13 protein-coding genes are annotated in these 11,920 nt (G+C 60.8%); 5 read left to right on the forward strand and 8 right to left on the reverse strand.

Going from position 1 to position 11,920, the window contains the following annotated elements; translation table 11 throughout:
• Positions 1–76 precede the first annotated feature (76 nt).
• Positions 77–607, reverse strand: a complete 531-nt coding sequence (locus BN1137_RS11270) for a hypothetical protein (protein ID WP_050718701.1) — start codon at positions 605–607, stop codon at positions 77–79.
• Between the two features lie 935 nt (positions 608–1,542).
• Between BN1137_RS11270 and BN1137_RS11275 the strand changes: the two genes are divergently transcribed.
• Entirely contained in the window at positions 1,543–2,556 is a 1,014-nt protein-coding gene (locus tag BN1137_RS11275) for a sensor domain-containing diguanylate cyclase (RefSeq protein ID WP_050718702.1), read from the forward strand.
• 147 nt (positions 2,557–2,703) lie between these two features.
• A complete protein-coding gene (locus tag BN1137_RS11280) occupies positions 2,704–2,991 on the forward strand; it encodes a hypothetical protein (protein WP_050718703.1) in 288 nt (95 codons plus the stop codon).
• Positions 2,992–3,148: 157 nt separating this feature from the next.
• On the opposite strand, the gene BN1137_RS11285 is transcribed toward BN1137_RS11280, so the two are convergent.
• The 6 genes from BN1137_RS11285 to BN1137_RS11310 all read right to left on the reverse strand — a co-directional run bounded on the left by BN1137_RS11285 (position 3,149) and on the right by BN1137_RS11310 (position 8,118).
• Positions 3,149–3,874, reverse strand: a complete 726-nt coding sequence (locus BN1137_RS11285) for a substrate-binding periplasmic protein (protein ID WP_050718715.1) — start codon at positions 3,872–3,874, stop codon at positions 3,149–3,151.
• Positions 3,875–4,173: 299 nt separating this feature from the next.
• Positions 4,174–4,674 (reverse strand): GDYXXLXY domain-containing protein, encoded by a 501-nt coding sequence (locus BN1137_RS11290; protein WP_050718704.1) that lies wholly within the window; start codon positions 4,672–4,674, stop codon positions 4,174–4,176.
• A gap of 52 nt (positions 4,675–4,726) precedes the next feature.
• On the reverse strand, positions 4,727–5,746 hold the full coding sequence (locus tag BN1137_RS11295; RefSeq protein WP_050718705.1) for a DUF4401 domain-containing protein: 1,020 nt from the start codon (positions 5,744–5,746) through the stop codon (positions 4,727–4,729).
• A 63-nt stretch (positions 5,747–5,809) separates the two neighbouring features.
• Positions 5,810–6,748 carry a DUF2157 domain-containing protein gene (locus tag BN1137_RS11300; RefSeq protein WP_050718706.1) on the reverse strand — a complete coding sequence of 313 codons (939 nt, stop codon included), beginning with the start codon at positions 6,746–6,748 and terminating at the stop codon, positions 5,810–5,812.
• A 228-nt stretch (positions 6,749–6,976) separates the two neighbouring features.
• On the reverse strand, positions 6,977–7,534 hold the full coding sequence (locus BN1137_RS11305) for a TMEM165/GDT1 family protein (protein WP_050718707.1): 558 nt from the start codon (positions 7,532–7,534) through the stop codon (positions 6,977–6,979).
• Positions 7,535–7,788: 254 nt separating this feature from the next.
• Complete coding sequence (locus tag BN1137_RS11310) at positions 7,789–8,118, reverse strand: translation initiation factor (protein WP_050718708.1); 330 nt, start codon at positions 8,116–8,118, stop codon at positions 7,789–7,791.
• Between the two features lie 119 nt (positions 8,119–8,237).
• On the opposite strand from BN1137_RS11310, the gene BN1137_RS11315 reads away from it, so the two are divergent.
• The 3 genes from BN1137_RS11315 to BN1137_RS11325 all read left to right on the forward strand — a co-directional run bounded on the left by BN1137_RS11315 (position 8,238) and on the right by BN1137_RS11325 (position 11,036).
• A complete protein-coding gene (locus tag BN1137_RS11315; protein ID WP_050718709.1) occupies positions 8,238–8,465 on the forward strand; it encodes a FeoA family protein in 228 nt (75 codons plus the stop codon).
• 61 nt (positions 8,466–8,526) lie between these two features.
• Entirely contained in the window at positions 8,527–10,797 is a 2,271-nt protein-coding gene (gene feoB / locus BN1137_RS11320) for a Fe(2+) transporter permease subunit FeoB (RefSeq protein ID WP_050718710.1), read from the forward strand.
• Complete coding sequence (locus BN1137_RS11325; RefSeq protein WP_050718711.1) at positions 10,794–11,036, forward strand: FeoC-like transcriptional regulator; 243 nt, start codon at positions 10,794–10,796, stop codon at positions 11,034–11,036. Before feoB ends, BN1137_RS11325 begins: the two co-directional genes overlap by 4 nt.
• 83 nt (positions 11,037–11,119) lie before the next feature.
• On the opposite strand, the gene BN1137_RS11330 is transcribed toward BN1137_RS11325, so the two are convergent.
• On the reverse strand, positions 11,120–11,920 hold an 801-nt coding region (locus BN1137_RS11330; RefSeq protein WP_269745114.1), incomplete at its 5' end, for a GlgC family sugar phosphate nucleotidyltransferase.

Here is an 11,920-nt window from a genome sequence, read left to right on the forward strand (position 1 = left end):
AACAAGCTTGTCCCAAAACCTTAGCTATCAGAAATAGCATTGAATTAATGATTATGAATACGTGCAGTTTGATAGTCTATTTATTAAGCTTTCTATTTTTCCTTTCAGCTAGTTCATTAAGTTCGTGTTCGATTAACTCAAACCAGGTTTTATCTACGCGCTCGAAGGTATTCTCTTCATGTAAATATCTTACCAGTCGGCCCTCTTCATTATAACAATAGACATTGGCATCAGCCAAAATCCTGAGAACTGGAATTGCTTTGTGACCTAACTCTTTGAACTGTTCTGCTGCTATATTTATATTCATCCATTCAGGAGCATCCTCGCTATAAGCGTAAGAATAGACACCTCGCAAAAACTCCCAATATGGTGCCACAGCCAGCACTTCTGCATATGGCCACAATTCCTCTTTAACCTCTATAAAGAATCCACCCAGCGTTCCCATAGCATGAGAGATATAGTCATCTGGAAATTTAATACCATACCTCTCTCCAAGAGTTATCACCTCATGTTTTGTGGGAGCCTGATCTCCTGCCGCAACAATGTAATAATAATCATCCCAGATCTCAAGTATTAGTTCTCTTGTTTTATCTGTTACGTTAACCATTGTTTATTGTCATCCTGTTAGCATTGTCTGTAGAGACGATGGTTCAATTAATAAAGCGTAATTCAGCATTCGAAAAATTAAAATTCTGCCACGGTGAAATACTTACTATAAGGCCTTCTATATAAGGTTATTCCCAGATAAGATGGTGTGCCGCTTGTTGTTGTATTCAAATTTACTTTTTTACCCATCTGTATAAGTGCGACCATTTAACCTCGGGGCTGAAGATTCGGGGTTGCCCCCTGTTGTTCGCCGAGGCTAGGGCAGAAGGTCAGGTGCGCTGTCATGGACGACGGCGCAGACGCAGGCGGTACAGGGATGTACCGTCTGCGTCGTTCCGCCAGGCCTTTTGCCCTAACCGAGGGCACTCGACGCAGGAGGGCGAACAAGCGGGGGTTGCCTTTCTTTTGGTGACTTTTCTTTGGCCACGCAAAGAAAAGTCACTCGCCTCAGCCCGAAGGGCGGGCGAAACCCCGTCGAGGATGGCGTTCTCGCGTCCTGCATGGCGAAGCCATACCAATGCTGCGGCCTACGACATTCCGCAAGGCAATGACGTTACCTCGCCCCTCACCCTGACCCTCTCCCGCAGGGGGAGAGGGGACAGCCCTCGCCGAGGCGCGGGATGCCGGGCTGGCATCCGTCAGGGACGCTGCCGCCTAGCGTTGACTGCCAGAGTGCGTCGTGAACTGTCACAAAAAGAGGGGGCCTGCGGCCGCGCCACCATCTTACGGAGCCATTTTGGTCTAATCCATGGCTTTGATTAGTTAACTGTCAGAAATGAATGAATTTTTGCGCTGCTTCAAAGTTCCGAGAAGGAACCTGGACTCGGGCCCGAATTTTATCGCGCCTGAGCCTTGCTTGGCTCCAGAGGGGCTTGATTGCCCATGGGCGGGTTGGCTATCGTGGGCGGGTATGACATGCAAGCTGGGAGTATAGGCATGGACAAGATATTGCAGGCCCTGTCGGTACAGGTCACGGCAGCGCGGGATCTGGAGAGCCTGACGCGGCCGTTGCTGGAGATGCTCGAAGCGGTGACCGGGCTGGAGTCGACCTATCTCACCGAGATCGATCTGGGGGAGGGCAAGCAGAGCATTCGCTACGCCCGCAACGTGGCCGGATTGCAGATCCCGGAGGGGATCTCGGTGGATTGGAGCGATACCCTGTGCCGGCGCGCCATCGATGAGGGGCGCATGTATACCGACAACGTCGCCGACTGCTGGGGGGATTCCGAGGCGGCCAGTGCGCTCGGCATTCGCACCTACCTGAGCAGCCCGGTGCGCACGCCATCGGGCTCGCTCTATGGCACCCTGTGCGCCGCCAGCGCCGAACAGCGGCCCTTCGTGGCGGGCTCGGAGCAGCTGATCGCCTTCTTCGCGCGGCTCATCGCCGAGCACGTGGAGCGCGAGCAGTTGCTGCAGCAGTTGCAGCAGGCGAACCATGAGCTGTCGCGCCAGGCGCTGTGCGATCCCCTGACCGGCCTTGCCAACCGCCGCGCCCTGATGCACGAGCTGGCTCGGCTGTTCCCCCTGTCGGAGCGGGCCGGTCATCCGGTGCTCGTCGCCTTCATCGATCTGGACGGTTTCAAGGTCATCAACGACACCCACGGTCACGAGACGGGGGATCTGCTGCTCAGCACCCTGGCCAGGCAACTGGGCTCGGCCCTGCGCAGTGGCGATCTGCTGGCGCGGGTGGGGGGCGATGAATTTGTCGCCGTGGGCATGGGCCCCATTCACGGGGAGGAGACAGTGGAGGCGGCGGTGCACTGTTTCCAGCGCCGACTGTTCGAGCACAGCGTGCTGCAACTGCCGCTCGGCGCCCAGGTGCTGCATTACCCCGGCGCCAGCGTGGGGGTGGTGGCCATCGATCCGGCCTACACCAGCATCGACGATGCTCTGCGCCAGGCCGATGCGCGCATGTACGCGGTCAAGCGCCAGCGCCGTGCCCAGGGATAGGCAGGCGCGGCCTGTTCACTGGGCCACAAGCAGCCAGCGCCTCTAGTGGGCCCGTTGGCAACGGCCAGCATCCTTGATGTTGCGCATTGTTGCCTTGGCAGGCACGATGCTAGGATGCTCACCTCTTCACCACAGGCAGTCCCGATCATGGCAAACCGGATTATCAGCAGCGCCCGCGCCCTGGGGGCGAAAGCGGCCTCACTCTTTGCCGAGCTCTCGGAGTTTCAGCAGCGGATCTGGGTGGTCAGCATCATGCAGGAGTCCTACACCGACACCTTTATCGTCAACGAAGGCAGCTTTGAGGAGCCGATGCAGTGGATGGTGCGCAAGGGCTATGACGGCGAGATGCTGCGCCAGGTGAACGAGATGCGCCCCTCCCAGGCCATCGAGCTCGACTTGGGTCATATCAGCCACCGGTTGATGCGGGTCAAGTAGACCTGGCTGTAGTCGAGTAACGTGGTGATATTTTATCCTGATTCTTAATGATATTTAGGTGTTTTATACCGCAAAATTATGAAGCAGGGGCCCATCTCGGGCCCCTGTTTCGTTATGAGTGTCGTTATTAGTTTCGTTATGAGAAGGGTGCGACGTTTCAAGGGGTGGGGAAGTACTTGGCCTGCAGTTGCTGGAAGGCGCTGCTGGCCAGCACCTGGGTCAGGCCGCGCTGGAACTCCTTGACCAGGGCATCGTCCACCGGGTGGCTGAAGGCGAAGCAGAACTGCTCCGAGCTTAGCACCCAGCTCACTTTGAATAGCGCGGGATCCAGCTGCTGGGCGCGGATCAGATCCTGCATGGTGGTCTTGTTGCTGGAGACGAGATCGACCCGGCCCGAGGTGAGCATGCGCAGGGCCTGGGAGAGGCGGTTGGCGGTCATGATCTTCTGCTCGTCGAAGCCGCTGTTGAGCAGCAGTTGCTCCCCCACGTCGGTGCGCACCGCGCCTATGTTGTACTGCTGGGCCTCTTCCAGGGTGCTGAGCCGAATGTCCCGCGAGGCGAGCCCCATCAACACGATTTCGGCATAGCCGATGGGGCAGGCCCACTTGAACAAGGGGCTGCGCGCCTCGGTGCGGGCGGTGGAGAAGAGCACCACGTTGGGTTTTTGGGTCAGCAGGTAGTAGCCGCGCGCCCAGGGCAGGATGCTGATCGCTTGTGGCGGGGTGTCGGTTTTTTGCCACACCAGTTGCAGCAACTCGATGGCGAGGCCTGCGGGTTTGCCATCCTCGCCGGTGAAGTTATAGGGCTTGTACTCTTCGGTGAGGTAATGCAATTGGGCTAGGGCGGGACTGGCCTGGGCGGCGTTGACGCAGGCAACGAGCATCAGCAAGAGGGTGATAACGCGTGAGGTAAACAGCGCGGTAAGGCGCGTCGTCACTGGTATCCATATCGGTATCCATCTGCTCATCCCGACCATCCTGAGGCTGTGTGTTCAGCTTCAAGTGTTGCCAAGACGGGCGGTTTCGCCACCCTTGCGCGAACGAGGGGGCGGGATATGGGGCGAAAAAGTGGGCAGGCGATGGCGCAGATGATATCCGCGCGGCGCGCCTGCCGAACTCTTTATGACGGCGGTGAGGGCGATGAGCCGGGGCCTCGGTCAGTGCCGGCTGACCCAGTGCCGTCTTACCAGGCACCTCTGATCTTGCCGATGGGGTTGAGGCCTTCGTCCCGCAAGCCGACCAGCAGGGTCTTGCCATCGGCCTGCAGGCGGAACTCGCCGTAGCGGGCCGCCTCGAACTGCTCACCGGTCCCTTCCTCGAAGAAGTAGGCATCCGGCCCTATCCGCCACTGGCTCTCTTGCTTGCGCACCTGCAGCAGTCGCTGATCCGGCCCGAGTGATTCCGGATTGCCATCGCGCACCCAGTGCCCTACCTGCTGGTTATCGAGGCGGATAACCAGGGTGTCGAGGGCCGCCACCTGCTCCTTGTCCAGCCCCACCAGATCCCGGGCCAGCTCATAGTTCAGGCGCATATAGTCCCCTTGCATCAGGGAGCGGGGGTCGACCGGCGCCAGGCGCAGCAGCACCACCTCGCCGCTGGCCATGGCGTGCTCGAAGCGCCAGACGGTCAGATTGATGCCGACGAGGATCAGTAGGCCGGTCAGCAGCAGTGAAAGACGCCTCATGAGGAGCTCCTGATAGTCGAAATGATCTGGGTAAGGTCCAGTGTCAGATGTTTCATGCGCTTTTCCTCACGCTGAGCAGTTTCAATAACTGCCTGGCACCGAGCAACAGGGCGCCCGAGCCCAGCAAGAGCCAGGACTTGACCATCAGGGTGAGCCCCAGATCGTAGTAATAGAGGGAGCCAAAGCCCAGCAGCAGCAGGCCCGCCAGGGTCATCAGCCCCAGACTCCCGCCATAGAAGCCGAGTACCAGCACCAGGGCGCCGGCCCCCATGCCGGGGATGATGGCGCTGATCAGCACCAGCGGCAGGCCATACAGGAGCGGCAGTTTCAGCTTCACCATGACTCCGAGCAGCAGGGCCGCGCACAGCAGAGGATTGAGCCAGAGCGGCAGGCGGGAGTGGCCGAGCTCGTCGAGCACGCTGTCGCCGCCATCCCACAGTGGATGATGCAGCCGCCCCAACACCAGCAGGGAGAGTGCCAGCCCCAGGGTGAGGGATTCATACAGCTGATGGCGCATCGGTTGGCGCTCGGCTTGCAGCCAGCAGACGGTGAGCGCCGTCATCACCAGTGGCAGGGCCAGCAGTTGCAGGCCGAGGCAAGCCAGTCCAAGCGCGAGCAGGATGGCGGCGGCGAAACTGTGAAACAGCCGCACCAGCCAATGCTCAAACAGGGCGGCGATACCTAACGAGAGCAGACAGAGGCCGAACCAGAGGGGGGCCGAGTGCAGATCGAGCCGGTCGATCAGGCCATAGAGCAGCCAGGCATCGGCGGCGAGCGCCAGCGCCAGCACGAACTGCTCCCCCAGATCGCTGGACTTGGCGCTGTGGCTAGCCTGGTGGTTGAGGACTAGGGCGGCAACCATCAAGACGGCACCCATGGCGAGGGCGTGGTTGGCCTCACGGATGACACCTTCGAACGCCATAAACAGGAAGAACAACAGGAAGAGGGCCGCTATCCAGCCCACCATGCCGAGCAGGAAGCGGCTCGACCAGTGAGGTTGATCGTCAAGGGGGGCCTCACCTTCGACCAGATCGGCGGCCAGCAGTCGTTGCCAGGGGGTCAGTTCAGACATAGGGCCTCCGTGGTTGTGGTAGTCAGTGATGGTAAAGGCAGTGAATACGGTTCGGAGATCAGCTTATGCATGTTGCCTCCGTTGTTGTTGCAGCCAGCGACTGGCGACGACGGAGAGGCCGATGGCGATGAGGCTGAGCAGCAAGAAGCCGTTCACGTCGGGCTCCATCCACTTGCCAAGGGCCGCCAGGATGACGGCGATAAGACTCAGACACCCCATGGCGAGGCCGGCGATGAAGCGGCCGTGCCAGCGGAGGTAGGCGGCGACCAGCCAGCCGAACCAGACGGGCCAGACCCAGGGGACGGTGGCATCGAACAGCGCCAGCAGGGCCAGCAGGGTGACGCCGAGCCCGGCGGCCAGCCCCGCCAGCCAGGAGGGCATCAGCCTGGCGCGGGCGGGCACCAGGATGAGGACGCCCCAGAGGGCGAAGTTGAACAGGGAGAGGCTCCAGGCGAGGGCCTGCTCGTCGAAGGCGAAGAAGAGATTGAACAGGCCGAGCCGCCAGTAGAGCACCAGCGCCAGCTGGCCGAGCAGCCAGCAGAGGGTCCACAGCAAGGGGCTCATGCCGAGGGCCGCCAGGGGCAACAGCAGCAGGGCCCAGGTGGCGAACAGCTGCCAGGGATCGGCGCCGGTCTGATAGGTCTGCCCTACCAGCGCCAGCAGGGCGCCGATATTGAGGGCAATGGCCAGCAGCAGGGCCTGGCGTGCCCCGTCCGTCATGGGCCGCTTCCACAGCAGCACCAGCATGGCGAGCAGAGGCAGCTCCAGCAGGGCGAGGCGAGAGAGGCGGCCGAGCTCCTGCCAGTTGAAGGCGACGAAGAACACCAGGCCAGCGCCCAGACAGAGGCTGCCGAGCCACAGCAGCAGCCTGTCGAACAGCCACTGCCAGCGCTGCTCGGCGGGGGGCAAGCCTAGCTGGGCGAGGGCGGCCGGCAGGCGATCCTGCGCGAGGCGGCCGCGTCTGACCCAGTCGAGCAGGGTCTGTCTGGAGGTGTGGTGCATGGCGAGGCTCCCAAGTGCCTGTCTGTCCTTGTGTTTGTCGCATTATGGCACGGCGAGGCGACGCGGGGCAGGCCCTGCCCGGGTGGGTGCGACAAGGAAGCGCACCTGAGAGAAGATCGGACCTTGCGGGCACAAAAAAGCCCCAATGCGACATCGGGGCTTGATGAGGCTGGCGTTCTGGTGGGGTAAGTCAGTGCTCACGCTGACCTCCCGACCTTATGGCGCCAATCAGACGAAGAGCAGGGTACTGACCCCCAGTCCAACGAACAGCACGGCGCAGGCGATGCGGATCCCCTTGAGCGGCAGCTTGTCGGCGCCGAGCTTGCCGAGCAGCACCACGGGTACGTTCGCCAGCATCATGCCGAGGGTGGTGCCGGCGATGACCTGAGTGAGGGAGTCGTACTTGGCCGCCAGCAGCACTGTGGCTATCTGGGTCTTGTCGCCGATCTCGGCGATGAAGAACAGCACGAAGGTGGCCATAAAGGGGCCGTACTTGTCGAGGGAACTCTCCTCATCGTCCATCTTGTCTGGCACCAGGATCCAGACCGCCATGGCGATGAAGGCCGCGGCCACCAGGTAGGTCATGATCTTGGGATCGAGCCAGTTGCTGATGAACCCGCCTATCCAGGCGGCACCGGCGTGGTTGAGCAGGGTCGCCGCCAGCATGCCGGCGATGATGGGCCAGGGTTTTCGAAAACGACAGATGAGCAGCAACGCCAGCAGCTGGGTCTTGTCGCCAATTTCGGCGATAGCCACGCTCAGGGTTGAGGTTAACAAGGCTTCCATAAAAAATAACCGGGGGACGGAATTGTTATACCTAAGACAAGCCTGCGCCATCCGTCCCCGGTATTGGCACTGGCCCGTCAAAGGTCTTGTCAAATCCGGCATTGCCCGGATCATCCTGACCATGGTGAGTTGGCACCAAGTATGTTGATCAGGATCGCGCGTCGGGTTTGGCTCAAAGCGAAACCGGCGGCGAGACTACTCCCCCTCGATGGGAGCGGGCATTCTAGGGAAAAAATCGAAGCGAGACAAGGCTATTAGCCACCCACCAGCTTGACGCTAAAGCCGGCCTTCTCCAGCTCGGCCTTGATCAGCTCCCTTTTATCCCCTTGGATCTCGATGATCCCATCCTTCAGACCGCCGCCGGTACCGCACTTCTTCTTGAGCAGGGTGGCGATGGTTTTTTGCTGATCCTGGGGCACCCCATGGATGCTGATGACCCCGGCGCCCTTGCGCCCCTTGGTCTCGCGGCGGATGCGCACCACCCCGTCGGTGGGGAAGGGGGAGGCACTCTGGGGGGCGCTTTGTTCCTTGATGATGCCGCCGTCGGTGCTGTAAACCAGGCGGTTGTTATTGTCCGGAGTCATGACAGTTCTTTATGAGTTAGCTGAGCGGAGTTTGATTTTACGCAAATAAAAGTTGAGGGCACAGCTTATAATTCGCCAACTAAAAGCGAATTATTCTTGTTTAACTTCAGGAGTCAGTCATGGTTCTCACGCAGTTGTCGCCGGGGCAGAGCGCTCGCATCAAGAACATGAACCACCTTGGCCGTACCCTGCGGCGCAAGCTGATGGTGATGGGGCTGCTGCCTCAGACTGAAGTCATCTTCCTGCGCGCGGCACCGCTCGGTGACCCGCTCCAGATCCAGTGCCAGGGCATCTGTCTCTCCATGCAAAAGAGCCTGGCACAGCAAATAGAAGTGGAGCCGGTATGAGTCATCCGCAAGATCTGCAAGAGAAGAAGAGCCTGATACAACACATTGAGGTAGAGCCGGTATGAGTTACAACCTGGTCACCGTCGGCAATCCCAATAGCGGCAAGACATCCTTATTCAACGCCCTGACCGGGGCCCGCCAGCAGGTGGGTAACTGGAGCGGGGTCACCGTCGACAAGAAAATGGGCGAATTTTCCGCAGGCGGCCACGACTATCAGCTGATGGACTTGCCCGGCATCTACTCCCTTGCCAACCAGGAGGCGAGCCTGGACGAGCAGATCGCCAGCCGCTTCGTGGAAGGCCAGCAACCGGATCTGCTACTCAACGTCATCGATGCCGCCAATCTGGAACGCTCCCTCTATCTCACCCTGCAACTGCGCGAATTGGGCCTGCCCATGGTGGTGGTGCTCAACAAGATGGATATCCTGCAAAAGCGCCGGGTCACCATCGACGAGGCGTTGCTCAGTCAGGCGCTCGGTTGCCCCGTGGTGTCGCTCTCTGCCCATAACCGCCAACAGGTAGCGGCCCTCAAGGGACAGATCCACCAGTTCATCGGTCAGCCTCAGCCCGCGCTGGTGCTCGATTACGGTCAGCCGCTGGAAGCCGACATCGCCGAGCTTGAGACCCTGCTTGCGCCGCATCACCTCAGCGCCCGTGGCCGCGCCCTGCGCCTGCTGGAAGAGGATGAAGCCATCCAGGAAACCCTGCAGCCAGGTCAGCAGGCCGCCGCCAGCAACCTGGTCAGCCGGGCCCACAACGCCCAGGATATCGACTTGCAACTGGCGGACTTGCGCTACGGCCATATCCATCACTGGTGTCAGCAGGCCTGTCAGCAGAAGGGCAAGCTCACCGTCGCCCAGAGCGAGCGGCTGGATCGGGTGCTGCTCAATCGCTGGGTCGGCATTCCCTTCTTCCTGCTGGTGATGTACCTGATGTTCATGTTCGCCATCAAGGTGGGCAGCGCCTTCATCGACTTCTTCGACATCATGGGCGGCGCCCTGTTTGTGGACGGCGTGCATCATGTGCTGGGGCTGGTGAATGCGCCCGAGTGGCTGGGCGCCGTGCTGGCGGACGGCTTCGGGGTCGGTCTGCAGACGGTGGCGACCTTCATTCCGGTGATTGGCTGTCTGTTCCTGTTTCTGGCGGTGCTGGAGAGCTCTGGCTATCTGGCCCGCGCCGCCTTCGTGGTGGATGCGCTGATGCGTCGCCTCGGTCTGCCAGGCAAGGCCTTCGTGCCGATGCTGATGGGCTTTGGCTGTACGGTACCGGCGGTAATGGCGACCCGTACCCTCAACTCGGAGCGCGAGCGGCTGATGACCTCGGCCATGTCGCCCTTCATGTCGTGCGGTGCCCGTCTGCCGGTCTATGCCCTGTTTGCGGTGGCCTTCTTCCCCGAATCCGGCCAGAACCTGGTGTTCGGCCTCTACCTCATCGGCATTGTGGTGGCGGTGCTGACGGGCCTGTTCCTGCGCAACACCCTGCTGCCGGGCAAGAGCGACTCCATGGTGATGGAGATGCCGGACTACGAGTGGCCCCGTCCGGTGGACGTGGCGATCAAAACTTGGCACAAGCTCAAGTCCTTCGTATTGGGGGCGGGCAAGACAATAGTGCTGATGGTGGCGGTGTTGAGCGTGCTCAATTCGCTGGGCACCGATGGCAGTTTTGGTCATCAGAACCAGGGCAACTCCGTCCTGAGCCACATCAGCCAGGCGGTGACGCCGGTGCTGCACCCCATCGGCATCAGGGATGACAACTGGCAGGCAACGGTCGGCATCGTCACCGGCATCTTCGCCAAGGAAGCGGTCGTGGGTACCCTCAACAGCCTCTACGCCGGCAACGGCGGGGAAGAGGAGGAGAGTGAATACTCCCTGCTGGACAGCTTGCAGGAGGCGCTTGCCACCATTCCCGCCAATCTGGCCGACATAGACCCGACCGATCCCATGGGGATCAAGGTCGGCGATCTGGAAGACAAGCAAGCCGCTGCCGAGGCGCAAGAGGTGGATACCTCGACCTACGGCAACATGCAGACCCACTTCGACGGTGCGGCCGGTGCCTTCTCTTATCTGCTGTTCGTCTTGCTCTACATGCCTTGCGCCGCCGCCATGGGTGCCCTGGTGCGGGAGACTGGCCGCAAGTGGGCCCTGTTCACCGCCGCCTGGTGCAACTACATGGCCTTCCTCTGTGCCACTATTTTCTACCAGTTGGCGACCTTCGCCGCACACCCCGAGCAGAGCCTGCTCTGGGTCGCCAGCTACGGCATCTCCCTGCTGCTGCTGTGGTGGCTTGGGCGCCGGCATGGTGACATCGCCTCGCGCAAGGTGGTGGCCTTATGATCTTGAGAGAGTTGGGTGCCTACTTGGCCCAGCAGCACAAGGTGAGCCGGCGGGAGCTGGCGCGCTATTTCCACACCTCGGAAGATGCGGTGGAGGCCATGCTCGGCGTCTGGATGCGCAAGGGGCGCGTCGCCAAGCGCGAGACGCAGGTGTGCGGCGGTAGCTGCTGCGGCAAGAGTCAGGAGGTGATGTTCGAGTGGTGTGAGCCCGGTCAGATTGGGCTGATACAAAAGAGCTGAGTGAACCGCGCATCCCAGAATAAAAGACCCGCCATTGGCGGGTCTTTTATTATTTGTGGCCTGATCGCCGGAAGGCGCCGGGCTCAGGTCAATCTGGCCAGCATCTCCTTGGTGACCAGTACTATGCCCTGCTCGGTGCGGTAGAAGCGGCGAGCGTCCTCATCGGCATTTTCCCCGATCACCATGCCCTCCGGCAGTTGGCAGCCCTTGTCGATCACCACGCGGCGCAGTCGGCAGCCGGCGCCTATCTCGACTTGCGGGAAGACCACCGCCTGATCCAGGGTGCAGAAAGAGCCGACCCGTACGTTGGGGAACAGCACCGAACTGGTGATGAAGGAGCCGTTGACTATGGTGCCGCCGGCGAACATGGAGTTGATGGCCAGGCCGTGCTGGCCGTTGTCGTCCTGCACGAACTTGGCGGGCGGGATCATCTTCTGGCTGGTCCAGATGGGCCAATCCTGATCATAGATATCGAGCTCCGGGGTGACGGAGGTGAGATCCATGTTGGCTTCCCAGAAGGAGTCCACGGTACCCACATCGCGCCAGTAGGGGCGGGTCTGCTGGCCGCTGCCGACGCAGGAGAGGCCGAACGGATGCGCATAGGCGGTGCCCTCTCTGACCACCCGCGGGATCACGTCCATGCCAAAGTCGTGGTGGGACTCTTCATTGGCAAGATCTTCTTCCAGCAGCTGATAGAGATACTCGGCCTCGAAGATGTAGATCCCCATGGACGCCAGCGCGGTATCGGGCTGGCCGGGCATGGCGGGAGGATCGGCGGGTTTCTCGACGAAGCGCTGGATCTTGCGATCCTCATCGATAGCCATCACGCCAAAGGCGCTCGCCTCGGTGCGTGGTACCTCGATGCAGGCCACCGTCACCTTGGC

Origin of the sequence: Aeromonas tecta (assembly GCF_000820185.1) — a bacterium.
GTDB classification, from domain to species: Bacteria; Pseudomonadota; Gammaproteobacteria; order Enterobacterales; family Aeromonadaceae; genus Aeromonas; species Aeromonas tecta.